12 protein-coding genes, 1 tRNA gene and 1 pseudogene are annotated in these 18,807 nt (G+C 43.3%); 12 read left to right on the forward strand and 2 right to left on the reverse strand.

Going from position 1 to position 18,807, the window contains the following annotated elements; genetic code table 11:
* Positions 1-19: 19 nt before the first annotated feature.
* The 5 genes and pseudogenes from R3O62_RS07075 to R3O62_RS07095 all read left to right on the forward strand — a co-directional run bounded on the left by R3O62_RS07075 (position 20) and on the right by R3O62_RS07095 (position 8,557).
* Positions 20-3,433 carry a TonB-dependent receptor gene (locus R3O62_RS07075; protein ID WP_165016373.1) on the forward strand — a complete coding sequence of 1,138 codons (3,414 nt, stop codon included), beginning with the start codon at positions 20-22 and terminating at the stop codon, positions 3,431-3,433.
* 22 nt (positions 3,434-3,455) lie between these two features.
* Positions 3,456-4,943, forward strand: coding sequence for a RagB/SusD family nutrient uptake outer membrane protein (locus tag R3O62_RS07080; protein ID WP_022011485.1), 1,488 nt, complete (start codon positions 3,456-3,458; stop codon positions 4,941-4,943).
* A gap of 123 nt (positions 4,944-5,066) precedes the next feature.
* Positions 5,067-7,460 carry a hypothetical protein gene (locus tag R3O62_RS07085; RefSeq protein WP_317472419.1) on the forward strand — a complete coding sequence of 798 codons (2,394 nt, stop codon included), beginning with the start codon at positions 5,067-5,069 and terminating at the stop codon, positions 7,458-7,460.
* Positions 7,461-7,616: 156 nt separating this feature from the next.
* Positions 7,617-7,697: pseudogene (locus tag R3O62_RS07090) on the forward strand (hypothetical protein); the annotation flags it as partial.
* A gap of 104 nt (positions 7,698-7,801) precedes the next feature.
* The gene (locus R3O62_RS07095; RefSeq protein WP_005810665.1) at positions 7,802-8,557 is read left to right on the forward strand and encodes a NigD-like protein; all 756 of its coding nucleotides are present in this window, start codon (positions 7,802-7,804) and stop codon (positions 8,555-8,557) included.
* 674 nt (positions 8,558-9,231) lie between these two features.
* Here R3O62_RS07095 and R3O62_RS07100 read toward each other — a convergent pair.
* Positions 9,232-9,308, reverse strand: a tRNA-Met gene (locus R3O62_RS07100).
* Positions 9,309-9,528: 220 nt separating this feature from the next.
* Between R3O62_RS07100 and R3O62_RS07105 the strand changes: the two genes are divergently transcribed.
* The 4 genes from R3O62_RS07105 to R3O62_RS07120 all read left to right on the forward strand — a co-directional run bounded on the left by R3O62_RS07105 (position 9,529) and on the right by R3O62_RS07120 (position 14,398).
* Entirely contained in the window at positions 9,529-9,915 is a 387-nt protein-coding gene (locus R3O62_RS07105) for an START-like domain-containing protein (protein WP_005778656.1), read from the forward strand.
* A 76-nt stretch (positions 9,916-9,991) separates the two neighbouring features.
* Positions 9,992-11,896: an LptF/LptG family permease gene (locus R3O62_RS07110; RefSeq protein ID WP_250717113.1), complete on the forward strand. Its 1,905-nt coding sequence runs from the start codon at positions 9,992-9,994 to the stop codon at positions 11,894-11,896.
* 11 nt (positions 11,897-11,907) lie between these two features.
* Positions 11,908-13,122, forward strand: coding sequence for a bifunctional 3,4-dihydroxy-2-butanone-4-phosphate synthase/GTP cyclohydrolase II (locus R3O62_RS07115; protein WP_005778652.1), 1,215 nt, complete (start codon positions 11,908-11,910; stop codon positions 13,120-13,122).
* A gap of 82 nt (positions 13,123-13,204) precedes the next feature.
* On the forward strand, positions 13,205-14,398 hold the full coding sequence (locus R3O62_RS07120) for a pyridoxal phosphate-dependent aminotransferase (protein WP_005823072.1): 1,194 nt from the start codon (positions 13,205-13,207) through the stop codon (positions 14,396-14,398).
* Positions 14,399-14,558: 160 nt separating this feature from the next.
* On the opposite strand, the gene R3O62_RS07125 is transcribed toward R3O62_RS07120, so the two are convergent.
* Positions 14,559-14,729 (reverse strand): DUF362 domain-containing protein, encoded by a 171-nt coding sequence (locus R3O62_RS07125; RefSeq protein ID WP_005810660.1) that lies wholly within the window; start codon positions 14,727-14,729, stop codon positions 14,559-14,561.
* Between the two features lie 159 nt (positions 14,730-14,888).
* On the opposite strand from R3O62_RS07125, the gene metA reads away from it, so the two are divergent.
* From metA to R3O62_RS07140, 3 genes are read left to right on the forward strand one after another with little or no spacing between them, the layout of a single operon-like run.
* Entirely contained in the window at positions 14,889-15,806 is a 918-nt protein-coding gene (gene metA / locus R3O62_RS07130) for a homoserine O-acetyltransferase MetA (RefSeq protein ID WP_005810659.1), read from the forward strand.
* Positions 15,803-17,629, forward strand: coding sequence for a peptidase U32 family protein (locus R3O62_RS07135; protein ID WP_005810657.1), 1,827 nt, complete (start codon positions 15,803-15,805; stop codon positions 17,627-17,629). Before metA ends, R3O62_RS07135 begins: the two co-directional genes overlap by 4 nt.
* Entirely contained in the window at positions 17,626-18,600 is a 975-nt protein-coding gene (locus R3O62_RS07140) for a zinc ribbon domain-containing protein (RefSeq protein WP_022011547.1), read from the forward strand. Before R3O62_RS07135 ends, R3O62_RS07140 begins: the two co-directional genes overlap by 4 nt.
* Positions 18,601-18,807: the final 207 nt, after the last annotated feature.

The following is an 18,807-nucleotide window of genomic DNA, read 5'->3' on the forward strand; positions in this document are numbered from 1 at the left end:
AACTAAAAAAAATAATATTATGAACAAAAATCGGTCAATCCGAGTGGCAACCTTTTGCCTTGGTTTGATGTTGGCGGGTTCTCTGCAAGTACATGCCCAGAAAGTTACGTTTCGGGATGGAACAGTATCATTGAAACAAGCGTTTGAGAAGATCGAAGCATCTTCGAAGTATAAAATCGCTTATAATGATTCACACCTGAACGTCTCCCGTAAGGTTTCGTTAAACCAGAAAGAAACTGAAGTCTTGGAGATATTGGCAACCATCCTGAAAGATACGGGTTATACATACAAAAAGAACGGCAACTACATCGTTATTGTGCCGGTGGAGCAAAAGCCTGCTTCAAAGGTAAAGAAAGTGAAAGGAGTTGTAAAAGATGCCAGTGGCGAGGCGATTATCGGAGCAAATGTATTAGTAAAAGGTACGACAACAGGAGTAATTACCAATCTCAATGGAGATTTTGAGTTAGAAGTGCCGGATAACGCAGTATTACAGGTTACATATATTGGATATGTACAGCAGGATATAGCTGTAAAAAACCGGAATCAATTAACTATCTCGCTGAAGGAAGATACTAAAACTTTAGATGAAGTTGTTGTCGTAGGTTATGGTACTATGAAGAAAAAGGACCTGACCGGAGCTGTAGCATCAGTGAAGATGGATGATACTCCCTTAAGTACAATCTCTACGGTAAGTCATGCATTGGCAGGTAAGGCTGCTGGATTGCAAGTAAACACAGTTAGTGCCCAGCCGGGTGGGGGTACAACATTTCGTATTCGTGGAGCTGCTTCGACCGGTGCAGGTAATGATCCGTTAATTATTGTGGATGGATTTCCTGTAAGTAATGCGGGAAATGTCAGTGTCGGTTATAACAGCGATAATGGTACAACTGATAATATCTTGGCCTCTATTAATCCCAATGATATAGAATCAATTGAAGTATTGAAAGATGCCAGTTCTACTGCCATCTATGGTGCGCGCGCAGGCAGTGGTGTTATTATTATTACGACTAAACGGGGAAAAGAGGGGAAACCCAAAGTTACCTATTCAGGATCGGCTACTGTACAGACCATGGCTACCCAATATGAAATGTTGGATGCACAGGATTTTATGATTCAGTCTAACCGCTGGTTCAAGGAAAAATGGATGTATGACAATAAAGTTGGTATTTATGGCGGTAAGAGTGAATCGGATGTCGCCAGTGCATATAGTCCAAAATATTCGGATGCGGAGATTGCGAATCCGGTGAACGATACGGATTGGTATGATCACATTACGCGTACCGGTTTTCAGACACAGCATAATATTTCTATCAATGGAGGTACAGAATATACCAAATATCTGATTTCGGGTAACTTTTTTAATCAGAAGGGTATTGTGAAGAATAATGGTATGTCGCGTTATACCGGGCGTGTTAATTTGGATCAGAAACTTAGTAAATATGCAAAAGTCGGTATCAACCTGACTGTGAGCCGTAATACCTTGGACAATGTTCCGTTGGGAGCGGGGCAAAATGAATATGCCAGTATTTTAGTGTCGGCAGCTCAGTTTAGTCCTCTACTTTCGGTCAAAGATGAAAATGGTGATTACAGTTTGAATCAACAAGCTGCTTATATTCCAAACCCTGTTTCATTACTTGAGATTAGTGACCAAACGACTAAAGAACGTTTGTTGGCTACTCCGTTTGTTGAAATTAAACCTATTAATGAACTCACATTAAAAGCGAGCTTCGGCATTGACCGCAACTACCAGCGTCGTGAAGTCTATATGCCCAAAACAACTCTTTATGGAGAAAAGGCAGATGGACGTGCAGATATCGGGCAATATGACAGATCTGATTATTTGCTGGAACTGACAGCCAATTATGCAAAGCGTTTTGGTAACCATAATTTGAATGCTTTGGTTGGATATTCTTTCCAGCGTTTCACCAGCAAATATCTGAATGCCGGTAACCAGGGGTTTTTGACGGATGCTTTTCTGTTTAATAATCTGGGTGCAGGTACTTATGAGAAACCATGGGTTGGTTCTTCCGCTTCTAAAAGCGAAATGGCTTCTTTCTTCGGTCGTGTAAATTATACCTATAAAGATCGTTATTTGCTGACTGCCACTCTTCGTGCTGATGGTGCCTCTAACTTTGCAAAAAATAACCGCTGGGGATATTTCCCTTCTGTCGCTTTGGGTTGGAGATTTACGGAGGAAAATTTTGCCCGGTCTTTGAATTTGGATAAAGTGCTATCTAACGGTAAGTTAAGGTTAAGTTACGGACAAACAGGTAACTCGAATATTGGAGATAAATCAGTCACTTATTATGGTACTGGATATAATAAAGTTTTCGGTAATAAAGAATATACAGGAGTTTATGTCAGTCAGATCGGTAATCCGGATTTAAAATGGGAGACGACGACCGAGTGGAATGTAGGATTGGATCTGGGCTTCTTAAACAACCGTTTTAATGTAACGGCAGAATACTTTCATAAGGTAGTTTCTGATTTGCTTAGTTCCCGCAGTGTGCTTTCATATAATGAAGTAGGTTCAATTGCGGCCAATATTGGTAAAACACAAAGCCAAGGATTTGAACTGACAGTCAATACAAAGAACTTTGATACAAAAGATTTTAGCTGGAATACCGATTTCACCTTCTCATTCTATCGTGATAAATGGAAAGAACGTGACGAGAGCTGGAGCCCGAACCCATACGATATGTATAATGCTCCGTTGAGGGGATACTATATGTATCTGTCTGACGGGTTGATTCAGCCGGGAGAGGAAGTATCCTGGATGCCGGGAGCCCTACCGGGACAGGTGAAATTAAAAGATATTGATGGATATGCATACAATGCAGACGGAACTTATAAAACCGATAAACATGGCATTCCATTGAGGACTGGAAAGCCGGATGGAAAGATTGATTATGCGGATGCTGTATTTAAAGGTTGCAGTGATCCGGGGTATTTGTTGGGATTGAATAATACTTTCCGTTATAAGAATTTCGATCTGAATGTTTACTTCTATGGGCAGCTGGATTTATTAAAGAGTGGTTCTTATAAAGATTATTGGATTGTTGGTTCAGGTACAATGACTGGAGTGAATAACTTATATCGTGGCTATAACATGCCGACTTCGGCTAAAGATGTGTGGTCACATGATAATACATCGGGTAAGATGCCGGGTTATTTTCAATATATGAGTAATTATGGATATGGAGACTATTTTCTGGAAAAGAGCTGGTTTATTCGCTGCCGTAATATTACATTGGGATATACATTGCCTGTTAAATCGGCAAAGAAGCTGATTTCCAATGTACGTATCTACGCTGATGTAAACAACTTGTTTACTATTACTCCGTATGATGGTTTGGATGTGGAAACGGATGATTCTTATTGGGCATATCCTAATGTGCGCAGTTTTAGTATTGGTCTGGATATTACTTTCTAAGCAATAAAAAATAAAGAATGATATGAAAAAGATAATTTATATATTTTCCCTGTTTATCGCAGTGATTGGTTTATTGGATTCTTGCATTAACCTGGAATCCGAATCATACGACTCTATTAATACAACTATATTTCCAACTAATGCAGATGATGCAGATGCACTGGTTATTGCAGCAGCTTACGGTCCGTTCCGTGCAGATGGATATGGCGGATTATTTCAATGCGCTAAAGGTGGTCTGGCCTCCAATACAGATATGTCTACCGACCTATTGGATTGTAAATGGGGAGATTCATGGTGGCCGGCTGTATTACAGTTGAATTTCACTGCTACCTCTGATATCCCTACTTCTTTTTATGGTACGTGGGCGAATCATATCGGAAAGATGACATTGACATTAGACCGTATTTCTGGTATTGATATGAAAGAAGAGGAAAAAACACGTTTAGTTGCCGAAACACGTTGTGGACGTGGCTGGTTAGCATATATTCTTTACGACTTGTATGGCCCTATTCAGATTCCTTCATTAGAAGTTTTACAGAATCCTACCCAGAAGGTCATTGTACCTCGTTCTTCAAAAGAGGAAACAGTGAAGTTGATTGAAGATGATTTGAAAGCGGCAGCTGAAGTACTTCCTGCTAAATATAGCAAGTCTGATGAGAACTTCGGACGATTTACCAAAGGACTGGCATATACAGTGTTGATGAAACTTTATATGCATGAAAAAGAATGGGGCAAAGCTGTGGAATGTGGAAGAGAAGTTATGAAATGTGGGTATTCGTTGGTTGCTAATTATAAGGACATCTTTACTTTAGAGAATGAAGGCAATGATGAAATGATCTTTTCATGTATTGAAACCAGAGGGGTAAATGAGCAAATGTGGCATGCACATGTGTTGCCAAGTAATTATCCTACAACTAATCCCAATATCCAAAAATGGAATGGCTATCGTATGCCATGGCAGTTTTACCACAGTTTCGATCCTAAGGACAAGCGTCTGGAAGTTATTTGTAGTGAATATGTAGGAACAGATGGGGTGACATACAATGAAACTAATCCGGGCGAGTATCTGGATAAAGGTGCATTGCCCATCAAGTATGGAGAAGATCCGACACAAACCAGTGAAAGCAGTGAAGTAGATGTTGTTGTTTACCGTTATGCCGATGTATTGACTCTGATGGCTGAGGCATTGGCACGTAGTAATAATGCGGTTACTCAGGAAGCTGTGGACCGTCTGAATGATGTACATACACGTGCAGGATTGACTGCTTATCAGTTGAGTGATTTTACCTCACTGGACGATTTTCTTGGAGCTGTTCTTAAAGAACGTGGGCATGAATTATGGGGTGAGGGCTGCCGTCGTAGTGATCTGATTCGTTATGGATTGTATATTGATTATGCTATCAAGTATAAGGGATCTACTACTGCAAAAGAGTATATGAACCTGATGCCGTTGCCGCAGAGTGTCATTACCGAAAGTAGTGGACAGGTTATTCAGAATGAGGGGTACTAATGCTTATTAAGAGATTATTATAAATTTATTCAAAACGGATTCCGCAATTTGTCATGGGGCATCTTATGATTCTTTAAATTGCCGGGATCCGTTTTTTCACAATTAGAATAGAAAAAACAGATTATGCTTTTTAAAGGAATACGTTTAGCCGTTTTATTATCCGGAATGTTGATTTTCAGTCCAATGACTCCGGCACAAATTGTTTTGAAACACCCTGGTTGGGAATGGAGAATTTCTGAAACCGGATGTGCGGAACAACTAATATTTAAAAATAAACAACGAAATGATACAGTACCTTTTTTCCGTAAGGGCGATCATGCCGGCCCCTCTTTCTATGCTAAACGCGAGGGAAAAGAGATACGTGCGCCTTGGATTCCGGATGGATATGCTTCCTATCGCAGCGAAATAGACGGGGTGCTTTGCTGCATTTCCTATACAAAAGTTCATGGGCAACCTGCATTGAGGGTGAAGTTGACTAACGAGTCACCAGTTCCTTTTCAACCTCAGAAGGCAGGGCTTAAGTTAGGTATCGATACATATATGGACAAATATCCGGATTGGTTCGGTAAATATTTTCCAACTTTGATGAGAAATGAAAAGACTCATTTTTACGGGTATCTGCAGACTCCTTCCGGACATACATTGGGACTTGTGTCACAACAGCCTGTAGCATCTTGGAGTGTGGACTATAATTTGGGATATCAGGATCCGGCACCGTTTTGGTTCATGGGGCATCGCATTGAATCGCTAAATCTTGACTTGTTGAATGCCTTACCTTTACCGGCTCGTCATCCGCAAGATTTGTATGAGTTGAAACAAGGCGAAAGTAAAGAGTGGACCTTCCTGTTCATCAATGTGGGGAAGCTGGATAATTTGGAATATGCTATAACACAAGCTGCAGATATTCCTTTGATTGATATTCGTCAGACCTCTTATGCTGCGCATGAGGAAGCGTCATTCATGCTTACAGCGGATACTCCAGAGGTAAAAGTAACTAATGATGCGGGGGCAGAGTTACCTGTTGTACTGACTAAAGCGGAGGGTAAACGTTGGATAGGAAAGGTTAAACTGGGAGATGCAGGACTTTATACTCTTTCCGTCCGTTCGGGCAATAAGGTTGCCGAAGCAGTATGGACGGTGCATCATCCTTGGCAGTGGGTGATGAAAAAGGCACGTGAGAATGTAGCCCGTTATCATCAGAAACCCACATCACATGCCGAAAGTTGGTATGGGTTCTATTCGGCCTTTCTGGCCGCCCGTTATTTTCCGGATAAAACATTGGATAAACAATTGAGTGATTATTTTGATCAGCTCTACAATAAATTGCATGATCCGGAAAAAGTGGAGCCATTGTATTTTAAAACTCGTATTCAAAATACTTCCACTACAATTGGGATGTTGGCAGATAAGTATGAGGCACAGGGAAATTTGGAGGATCTGAAGAAAGCATCGAAATTGGCTGACTGGATGATTCGGACTTCTCAGCGTGATGACGGAGCCTATTATAATCACGGAACAGTCTATACCAGTGTTATTTATATTGCTAAAAGTGTTTTAGAACTTGCCGTTCTTGAACGTAAACAGGGTGAGCAAGATCCGTTTTGGAAAGATTGTGCCGAACGTCATTTTTTATCTGCCAAAAAGGCAATCGACCAATTGGTTGCATCACAAGGTGATTTCCAGACAGAAGGAGAGCTGACATTTGAGGATGGAATGATTTCTTGTTCGGCTTTACAGATCGGTATGATGGGGGTTCTTGAAAAAGATGCTGAAACACGTAAATATTATACTGATGCAATGCTGAAGATTCTTAATAGTCACGATTGTCTGACTCAGCTTCGTGTTCCTGATGGACGTCGCCGGCAAGGTACTATGCGTTATTGGGAAGCGCAATACGATGTGCAAATGTTACCGAATATGTTTAATTCGCCACATGGTTGGAGCGGATGGCGTGCATATGCTACCTATTATGCCTATTTGTTGACAGGTGACGAAAAATGGTTGGAACAGACATTTAATGCAATGGGGGCTTTTGCTAATTTGATTGATTATAAGACTGGACAGTTGCGTTGGGCTTTTGTTGTTGATCCACACCTTGAAGTAGAGCAGGCATGCAGTGCTGATACAAAATTGAACTTTTCAGATCTTAGTTTTGGCAATCCGCATCCCAAATTATATGATACCCGTAAGTTTGTTATTGGCGAACAATATGTAAACATGATCAGCGATTGGCAGACAGTCAATACTCAGGATAATGATGTGCACGAACTGTTTAAGTGTATTGGTGAGACGGTACTGACTAATGCTTTTGTGATAGAACGTCCAAATGGTGAGGTGGTTGGATATAATTGTCGTGTATCCGGAAAAGGTAATACACTGACAGTAAAGGCAGACGAAAAACAAATCGTGAATCTGCATTGTAACTTAAAACAACCGTTCTCTGTGACTTTTGGTGGCAAATCCCGCTCTTTACCCAAAGGATACTGTGATTGGGCCTTTGGGCAATCCGGTTATTAATTATTCGATAACTTTCATTGATCCCCTGTATTCATAAAACGAGATGTGTGATATGTTTCGTTTTATGAATATAGGGGATGTTTTTTGAAGAAACTGTTTTTATGAGAAACTTTGGCTTACCCATAGGAATACTTATCTTAATGATGTAAGTGATGAACTTGTCATCAAAAAATAGTAATTGATATGGGCGGTCTCAAAAGATCATATTTGGGACCTGAAAGTACTCTTTGCCATTGATATTATTTTTAATTAACATTCTTGGATGCAGGCTTTTCGGAATTGTTTTATTTCTATAAATAGAGAGAACCTATTTTGAATGTCTAATGAAAATGAAATCTATTATGAAAGTCTGTTCATTCTTGAATAAAGGAGTTATAATTGCGATGGCGGTTGTTTGTTCTGCCGGTTTACAGTCTTGTCTGGATGACAATGATAAGTACTATTATGTAGGAGGATTTCCTAATGCTCTTGTAACAGTGAAAAACGCGACTGATGGTTCATGCTTTTTACAGTTGAATGATAGTACGACATTGTTGCCTACTAATATGACCTCTTCTCCTTTTGGCGAGAAAGAAGTAAGGGCATTGGTGAATTATGATGAATTGGATGAATCAGGTGGAAAATATGATAAGGCCATACAGGTGAACTGGATAGATAGTATTCTGACCAAATCGATTGCACCTGATCTGGGGACGGAAAATGATGTTGTATATGGCACGGATCCAGTCGAAATTGTGAATGATTGGGTGACTATTGCAGAAGATGGTTATTTGACTCTACGTTTCAGAACAACGTGGGGAGACTATCATAAAGCCCATTTCGTAAATTTATTGTTAAGCCAGAATCCGGAGAATCCTTATGAGGTAGAATTCCGTCATCATGCGTACGGAGACACATATGGTACGATGGGAGATGGTCTGGTCGCTTTTAAACTGGATGGTCTGCCGGATACAAATGGTAAAACAGTCAAATTAAAACTAAAATGGAAATCATTTACCGGCGACAAATCTGCAGAGTTTGATTATTGCACTCAAAAGTCCGTTACACCAGTTAATGCAGCAATCACATCGGTAAGGAGTAATTTGAACTTAAAATAACTTCTCAAGCCCCAAAAGGTTACGTTTCTGTGAATCTCGATTGGAGCATACGGCTTGCCGGGATCTGAAAATAGATAGGAGCGTAGCCCTTTTCTATTAACATTGTTAATGCCTTTTTCAGAACGTTTTTTTTCTATTTGCAGAGAAGAAGTCTTTTGTGCACAAAAGACTTCTTCTTTATTATCAAAAGGCTTGTTTTAACGTACTGTTAAAACAAGCCTTTTGCAGGAATGTAACTAATGCTTATAATTACTTGATTTTTAATCTTATGGAGTAGTGTCAGAACTTTTACTCCCCAATTTTCTCCTATAAGGTTTAGCGGGGATATTTGCTATTTTAATAAGTATATGTGCTTTGATAAAAAAAGTAGGTGGTTGAACCTTTCGATAAGATTGTTTGTTCAGACTTCCTGTATTTACCTCATTTCAGTAAATAGACTTACATAGTTGAAACATTATCATTTTCCCTTGTTGATAGCCTGTTTGAAGTAATGGTTAATAGAATGAATGTAAACTTGTAATCAATTGAAGCTTATTTTGTTATCCTGTTGATAACTTTAGTGGATACCTGTTAATAACCTTGTTGATAACTGAGTGGAATGTATGAGGGGAGCAGCGTGTCGTGCAATAAAAAAGCGCCCAAGAGTGGAAGCCTCCTAAACGCTAATTTTCTTTTGGTAGCGGGACCCGGGATTGAACCGGGGACCTCATGATTATGAATCATGCGCTCTAACCAGCTGAGCTATCCCGCCATTGTTTCTCGATTGCGGGTGCAAAGATAGAGCCTTTTTTTAAATCTCCAAAACATTTTCTATCTTTTTTGTGTTTAACTTAAAAAAAACATCTCTGAAAGTATGATGAACAGGCTATTTCTGACTCTGAAAGAAGAGATGTAATGAAGAAAGTGAATTAATTATGCCTTGTATTTAGAAAAAAGTATTTATCTTGGCACACACAATCAATAATAAAGCTATGAAAAAGGAGAAAATACATTTGGAATATCTTCTGAATGCGACTTCTAAAAATATTCTTTGGTCAGCAATAAGCACACCTACCGGTTTGGAGGACTGGTTTGCAGACAAAGTAGTATCAGATGATAAAACAGTGACTTTTTGTTGGGGTAAAACCGAACAGCGTCAGGCAACTATTGTTGCCATTCGGGCCTATTCGTTTATTCGTTTCCATTGGCTTGATGACGAAAATGAAAGGGAGTATTTTGAAATAAAAATGAGTAATAATGAATTGACGGGCGATTATGTGCTTGAAATTAGTGACTTTTCTGATCCGGAAGAGGTTGATGATTTGAAGGAATTGTGGGATTCCCAAGTGAGTAAGTTACGTAGAACATGCGGTTTTTAGTTAACTTTCAACCAAAAATTTTTTGCACTCCTTTTTTTGTGCTAATTTTGTATCTTAATTGCATGAAACTATTAAGATGCTACGCATAAAAAGATTAGATATTTTTATAATAAAGAGTTTTTTATTACTCTTTGTCGGTACATTTTTCATCTGCCTCTTCATCTTCATGATGCAGTTTTTGTGGAAGTATGTAGACGAATTGGTGGGAAAAGGGTTAGAAATGAGTGTACTGGCTCAATTCTTCTTTTATTCTGCGTTGAGTCTGGTACCGATGTCTCTGCCTTTGGCAGTGTTGTTGGCTTCTTTAATTACGTTTGGTAATTTTGGCGAGCGTTTTGAATTGCTCGCCATGAAGGCAGCAGGCATTTCGCTGCTTAAAATTATGCGTCCGCTCATTGTCCTTGTCTTCGCCATTTGTTGTGTATCCTTCTATTTCCAAAATGTCATAGGGCCGCGGGCACAAGCCAAGTTGGGCACTTTGCTCATTTCGATGAAGCAGAAATCTCCTGAGGTAGATATTCCCGAAGGAGTTTTTTATGATGAAATTGATGGTTATAATTTGAAAGTGCAAAGAAAAGACCGTAAGACGGGCATGCTCTACGATGTGATTATTTATGATTTCTCCAATAACTTTGATAATGCACGTATTATTGTAGCCGATTCGGGACGTCTGGAGATGACAGCCGATAAGCAGCATCTTTATCTACATCTGTATAGCGGTGAGATGTTTGAGAATCTGAAGGCACAGAGCATGAGTTCGAAGAATGTTCCTTATCGCCGGGAATCTTTCCGGGAGAAACATACGATCATTCAGTTCGATTCGGACTTTAATATGGCTGATGCCAGTATTATGAGCAATCAGTCTACCACCAAAGATATGATAAAAATACAGGCTTCCATCGACTCGATGACTGTATTGGCCGATAGTATCGGCAGGCAGTATTACATTGAAGCAAGTAAGGGGCCGTATCGCACTGCGGCCGGACTGACCAAGGAAGATACCCTGAAGATGGAGGAAGCGCGCATTGGCGATTACAATGTGGATAGTCTGTTTAAAGTTGCTACCTTGATGAATAAGCAGAAGATCATAGCTTCAGCCGTTGGCCGTACGGAGAATCTGTCGAGTGATTGGGGGTTTAAGAGCTTTACAATGGCTCAGAATGATCTTAGCATACGAAGACATAAAATAGAATGGCATCGGAAAATCACAATTTCTCTTTCCTGTCTCTTATTTTTCTTTATTGGCGCACCTTTGGGAGGCATTATCCGCAAAGGTGGATTGGGTATGCCGGTTATTGTTTCCGTGTTTACCTTTATCATTTATTATATTATTGATAATACAGGCTATAAAATGGCTCGCGACGGGAAGTGGATTGTATGGATGGGGATGTGGATGAGTTCCGCCATTCTGGCTCCGCTGGGATATTTCCTGACTTATAAATCGAATAAAGATTCTGTGGTATTGAATACTGATGTTTATATTGCTTGGTTTAAGCGAGTATTCGGTGTGCGCAGTGTCCGCCATCTGTCAAAGAAGGAGGTGATTATTCATGATCCGGATTATCGGCGCCTTCCCTCTGATCTGGATGCACTTTCGGAGGAGTGTAAAAACTATATGGAAAAGAACCGGTTGTCTAAAGCTCCTAATTATTTTAGTTTGTGGATGACTGCCGGTCAGGATCAGGAGATCATTGAGATTAACAACCGCATGGAGTCATTGGTAGATGAGATGTCCAATACCCGTTCGTTGATATTGCTTCAGAAGCTGGAGAAATATCCGATTATCCCTGTAAACGCACATGTGCGTCCGTTCCATAATTATTGGCTTAATATGGCAATTGGAATTTTGATGCCTATCGGTTTATTTTTCTATTTCCGTATCTGGGCTTTCCGTATACGCCTGAATAAGGATATGGAACGGATAATTGCATTGAACCGGGACGTAGAACTTACAATAAAGGATATTAATAACAAAAATTAAGATATAAGAGTATGGAACCAATAAGACTGAATACCATCGAAGAGGCGATAGCCGACTTCAAAGAGGGTAATTTCGTAATTGTGGTAGATGATGAAGATCGTGAAAACGAAGGTGATTTCATTATCGCTGCCGAAAAGATTACTCCGGAAAAAGTGAATTTCATGCTGACTCATGGTCGTGGCGTACTTTGTGCTCCTATCACGGAAGAACGCTGTGCCGAGTTGGAACTGGATATGCAGGTGTCATCCAATACTTCAATTTACGAGACTCCCTTTACGGTTACTGTTGATTTACTTGAGGGATGCACGACGGGGGTTTCCATGCACGACCGTGCTATGACTATCCGTGCTTTGGCCGATCCGAAGACAAAACCTTCCGATTTGGGACGTCCGGGGCATGTCAATCCTCTGCGTGCCCGTTCGCGTGGAGTCCTTCGTCGCGCTGGACATACCGAGGCGAGTGTCGATTTGGCTAAACTTGCCGGTTTGTATCCTGCTGCCGCTTTGATTGAAATCATCAATGAAGACGGAACCATGGCTCGTCTGCCCCAATTGGTGGAAGTGGCCCGTCGTTTCGGATTGAAAATAATCTCCATCAAAGACCTGATCGCATACCGTCTTCAGATGGAGTCGATTGTTGATAGAGGAGTGGAAGTGGATATGCCTACGCAGTTCGGACATTTCCGTCTGATACCTTTCCGTCAGAAATCGAACGGGATGGAGCACATTGCATTAATAAAAGGAACGTGGGACAAAGACGAACCGATTCTGGTACGTGTGCACTCTTCGTGTATGACTGGTGATATTTTCGGTTCATGCCGTTGTGAATGTGGTGAGCAGCTTCATAAAGCTATGCAGATGATCGAAGCTGCCGGAAAAGGGGTAATTGTCTATATGAATCAGGAAGGTCGTGGTATCGGTTTGATGAACAAGATTGCCGCTTATAAACTCCAGGAAGAAGGATATGATACGGTAGATGCCAATCTCCATTTGGGTTTTGATGCCGACGAACGTGATTATGGGGTCGGTGCGCAGATTTTGCGTGAGATCGGAGTGAAAAAGATGAAGTTGATGACGAATAATCCGGTGAAACGTATTGGTCTGGAAGCCTATGGGTTAGAGATTACCGAGAACGTGGGAATAGAGGTTAAGCCGAATCCTTATAATGTACGTTATCTGAAGACAAAGAAAGAGCGGATGGGGCATACGCTTCATTTTAATAAGTAAACTGTCTATTTGCTTTCATATATCAAATATTATAGTTTATTTTGCAATCAAATTCACTCAACAACAATAAAATAGATACGAAATGAACCAACTATCAGACCGTTTGAACAGCTTGTCGCCTTCGGCGACTCTTGCTATGTCGCAAAAAAGCGCTGAGCTGAAAGCTCAGGGTGTTGATGTAATTAACCTCAGTGTGGGAGAACCCGACTTCAATACTCCCGATCACATCAAAGAAGCTGCCAAGAAAGCGGTAGATGACAACTTCTCTCGCTACTCTCCGGTTCCGGGCTACCCGGCTTTGCGCAATGCAATCGTAGAGAAACTGAAGAAAGAAAACGGTCTGGAATATACAGCCGCTCAGATTTCTTGTGCAAATGGTGCAAAACAATCTGTATGTAACACCATCATGGTGTTGGTAAATCCGGGTGATGAGGTGATTGTGCCTGCTCCTTACTGGGTAAGCTATCCGGAAATGGTGAAACTGGCCGAAGGTACTCCAGTGATTGTTACTGCCGGTATCGAACAGGATTTCAAAATCACTCCTGCCCAACTGGAAGCTGCCATCACTCCGAAGACCAAAGCTTTGATTCTCTGCTCACCGTCTAATCCGACCGGTTCTGTCTACAGCAAAGAAGAGTTGGCCGGTCTGGCAGCCGTATTGGCTAAGTATCCGCAGGTTATCGTCATTGCCGACGAGATTTATGAGCACATCAATTATATCGGAAAACACCAGAGTATCGCTCAGTTCCCCGAGATGAAAGAACGTACGGTGATTGTAAACGGTGTGTCAAAAGCATATGCGATGACCGGATGGAGAATTGGTTTCATTGCCGGTCCGGAATGGATTGTGAAAGCCTGCAATAAACTTCAGGGACAGTATACTTCGGGTCCTTGCTCAGTTTCTCAGAAGGCTGCTGAGGCTGCTTATACAGGTTCTCAGGCTCCGGTGGAAGAGATGCGTAAGGCTTTCGAACGTCGTCGTAACCTGATTGTGAAGTTGGCGAAAGAAGTTCCGGGATTTGAGGTGAATGTGCCGGAAGGCGCTTTCTACCTGTTCCCTAAATGCAGTTCTTTCTTTGGCAAATCTGTTGGGGATCGTAAGATTGAGAATTCGGATGATCTGGCGATGTATCTGCTTGAGGATGCTCATGTAGCTTGCGTAGGCGGTACTTCGTTCGGTGCTCCGGAATGCATCCGTATGAGCTATGCCACCAGCGATGAAAATATAGTTGAAGCGATCCGTCGCATCAAAGAAGCATTGGCTAAGCTGAAATAAGACTCTGCCAATCAGATAAAGGAGAAGGATGTATCGGTGAAAAGATGCATCCTTCTTTATTTTTAAGAGTATCCGGTTTCAATACCCGGGTAGGGGTAAAAATCAATAAAGGCCGCTTTCCATCAGGAAAGCAGCCTTTATCTTGTTTTGGGGGATTGTATTATTCAGCTGGGTGAATTGCTTCAGAAGGACATACATCTGCGCAAGTACCACAGTCTGTACACTGTTCAGGATCAATTGAATAAATATCACCTTCAGAGATAGCGCCAACCGGACACTCGTCAATACAAGTTCCGCAAGCAATACAATCATCACTAATTACGTAAGCCATTTTGTTTGATATTTTAATTATTAGTACTAATTTGTAGGTACAAAAATAGAGTTTTTAATCATTAGTTGGTATCGATTTTGATTAAAATGTTTTAATTTGTATATCTTCTAAATAAGGAAAACACTATTTTTGCATTGATTATTAAATACGTATGCAATTATGCCTTTAAATTTACCCGATAAGCTTCCTGCGATAGAACTATTGAAAGAGGAGAATATCTTTGTGATAGATAACTCCCGCGCAACACAACAGGACATCCGCCCGCTACGCATTGTCATCCTCAACCTGATGCCGTTGAAGATTACGACAGAAACAGACTTGGTGCGTCTGCTCTCGAACACTCCGCTTCAGGTGGAGATATCTTTTATGAAGATAAAGAGCCACACTTCGAAGAACACGCCGATAGAACACATGAAGACATTTTATACTGACTTCGACAAGATGAGGGACGATAAGTACGACGGTATGATCATTACCGGTGCGCCGGTAGAGCAGATGGATTTCGAGGAGGTGAATTATTGGAACGAAATAACGGAGATATTTGACTGGGCACGTACCCATGTCACCTCTACGCTCTATATATGCTGGGCCGCGCAGGCCGGTCTGTACCATCATTACGGTGTGCCCAAGTATGCACTGGACAAGAAGATGTTCGGCATTTTCAAACATCGCACGTTGCTTCCGTTGCATCCCATCTTCCGCGGGTTCGATGATGAATTTTATGTTCCCCATAGCCGGCATACGGAAGTGCGGAAAGAAGATATACTAAAGGTGCCTGAACTGACATTGCTTTCGGAGTCGGACGATTCGGGAGTGTATATGGTGGTGGCTCGCGGTGGGCGTGAGTTCTTTGTGACAGGGCACTCGGAATATTCGCCGTTGACACTGGATACGGAATACCGCCGGGATGTGTCGAAAGGTCTGCCTATCGAGGTTCCTCGCAATTATTATGTAGATGATGATCCGGACAAGGGGCCGCTGGTACGTTGGCGCGGACATGCCAACTTGTTGTTCTCCAACTGGCTGAACTATTTCGTCTATCAGGAGACTCCTTATAATATTGAAGATATCAGATGATAAAACAACGTAAGATAGAATTGCTGGCTCCGGCCAAAAACCTGGAATGCGGCATGGCTGCCATTGATCATGGGGCGGATGCCGTATATATCGGTGCGCCGAAGTTCGGTGCCCGTGCGGCAGCGGTCAATTCATTGGAGGACATAGCCGCTTTGGTGGAGTATGCCCATTTGTATAATGTGCGGATTTATGTTACGGTCAATACGATCCTGAAAGATGAAGAACTGAAGGAGACGGAGGAGATGATCCGGGCCCTGTACCGTGTCGGAGTGGATGCGCTTATTGTGCAGGATATGGGAATCGCCGGTCTGGAGCTGCCGCCCATTCCGTTGCATGCGAGCACGCAGATGGATAACCGTACGGCTGAGAAAGTGAGATTTCTGGCCGATGCGGGCTTCCGCCAAGTGGTGTTGGCGCGTGAACTTTCGTTGCGGGAGATCGGCAAGATACACGAGGCTTGTCCCGACGTGCCTCTGGAAATCTTTGTGCACGGAGCGCTCTGTGTAAGTTATAGCGGGCAGTGCTACGTCAGCCAGGCTTGTTTCGGGCGTAGTGCCAACCGGGGTGAGTGTGCCCAGTTCTGTCGTTTGCCGTTCAGCCTGGTCGATTCGAACGACCGGGTGATTGCGAAGGACAAACATCTTCTTTCACTCAAGGATCTCAACCAAAGTGAGGAGTTGGAGGCTCTGCTCGATGCCGGTGCCTCTTCTTTCAAGATAGAAGGCCGGTTGAAGGACGTTTCGTATGTAAAGAACGTGACGGCCGCCTACCGCCAGAAGCTGGATGCCATCCTTGCCCGCCGCAAGGAGTATGTGCGTGCTTCTTCCGGCAGTTGCCGTTACGCTTTCAAGCCTCAGCTGGACAAGAGTTTCAGCCGTGGTTTTACGCATTATTTCCTGCACGGGCGCACCAGGGATGTTTTTTCGTTCGACACCCCCAAGTCGTTAGGAGAGGAGATGGGGACGATGAAAGAGGCCAGGGGGAATTATCTGACCGTGGCGGGATTGAAGTCGTTCAATAACGGTGACGGTGTTTGCTACATTGACGAGCAAGGCAAACTGCAAGGTTTCCGCATCAACCGTGTGGAGGGCAATAAGCTCTATCCGCAGGAGATGCCCCGCATCAAGCCCCGAACGGTGTTGTACCGTAACTTCGACCAGGAGTTTGAGAAGATACTCGCCCGCCGGTCGTCCGAACGCAAGATGGCCGTGGCCATCCGGCTGGCGGACACTGCCTTCGGATTCGCCCTGACGCTGACGGATGAGGATGATAACCGTGTGACCCTGTCGCTGCCGCGTGCGAAAGAGCCGGCGCGTACGCCACAGGAAGAGAACCTGAAGACGCAGCTGGCTAAGTTGGGGAATACTCCTTTCGAAGCGGAACGCGTCGACATCGACTTCACGGAGAACTGGTTTCTGCCTGCTTCGGTATTGGCCGATTTCCGCCGGCAGGCGATTGAGAAACTGATTGCCGCCCGCCGTATCAACTACCGGAGAGAGCTGGCGGTGCTTAGGCCTACGACTCATGCTTTTCCGCAGACGACGTTGACCTATCTGGGAAATGTGATGAATGCGCGGGCTGCCTCTTTTTATGCCGGGCATGGCGTGGCAAGCATTGCTCCTGCTTTTGAACAGACGCCTGTGGAGAAGGCGGTGCTGATGTTCTGCAAACATTGCCTGCGCTACAGCATGGGCTGGTGTCCGGTTCATCAACGGGAACGCTCTCCGTATCGTGAACCTTATTATCTGGTATCGACGGACGGCAAACGCTTCCGCCTGGAATTTGACTGCCGGAACTGCCAGATGAAAGTGAGTGCCTTATGAAAATGAAGGGGCTCTGCGCGCGTCTGTGTTATGCTGTGATAGGCTTTTTCCTGCTGGCGGCCTGCCATTATTCACCGCCCGATCTCACTGCCGAGGGGCTGGGGGAGAAAACAAAGGACTCTTTAGCTTATCTTTTCCGGTACCATTATACCTGGAACACGAATCTGGAGGTGCTGGACGACTCCGTCCGGTTGGAATATCTTCCGGTGAAGGATGCCTATGTCAGTCTGAACAAGGGTGACCGGGTGGTCGTGGCAGAGTTCTCCATTCATCCGCAGGACAGCGTGGACAGCGTATGGGTGAAGCTGGCCCACTCGCAGGACGTCCAGGGGTGGGTGCGCAACCGTGATCTGGTGCGCTCCTTCGTGCCCACCGATAGTATTTCGCAGTTTATCCACCTTTTCAGCAATACTCACGCTTCGTATTTCGTCATCATTTTCGCCCTCTTTGTCGGGGCCTACCTGCTCCGTGCTTTCATGAAGAAGCAGTTGCAGATGGTTTACTTCAATGATATCGACAGCGTCTATCCCCTTTTCCTCTGTCTGCTGATGGCGTTCAGTGCTACGGTTTACGAGACGATGCAGGTGTTTGTCCCCGATACCTGGGAGCATTTCTACTTTAATCCCACCCTTTCGCCGTTCAAGGTGCCTTTCATCCTTTCGGTTTTTCTGCTGAGCATCTGGTTGTTTATTGTCGTCACGCTGGCCGTGCTCGACGATTTGTTCCGCCAGCTCACTCCTGCCGCCGCCGTTTTCTATTTGCTGGGGCTGATGTCTTGCTGCATCTTCTGCTACTTCTTCTTCATCCTGACCACGCACATTTATATCGGTTACCTGTTTTTAGCTTGCTTCATCTGGCTTTTTGTGAAGAAGGTGCGTAGGAATTCCGGCTATAAATACCGCTGCGGAAACTGTGGGCAGAAACTCCGGGAGAAGGGGGTATGCCCGCATTGCGGGGCGATCAACGAATAAGATCTTCTCACCACAGAGGACACAGAGGACGCAGAGTTTTAATTCCGCTCGCCCTTGGAGGGTGGAGGACAGAGAAAAGAGAGAGAGAAAAACTCCTCTGTGTCCTCTGTGGTGAGAACAGTGAAAACTACGGTGCACCGCAGCCAAAATTACGGTGCACCGCCGTCGGAAAAACGGTGCACCGCTCTTAAACAAACGGTGCACCGT

It is taken from the genome of Bacteroides hominis (assembly GCF_033042785.2).
GTDB lineage: Bacteria > Bacteroidota > Bacteroidia > Bacteroidales > Bacteroidaceae > Bacteroides > Bacteroides hominis.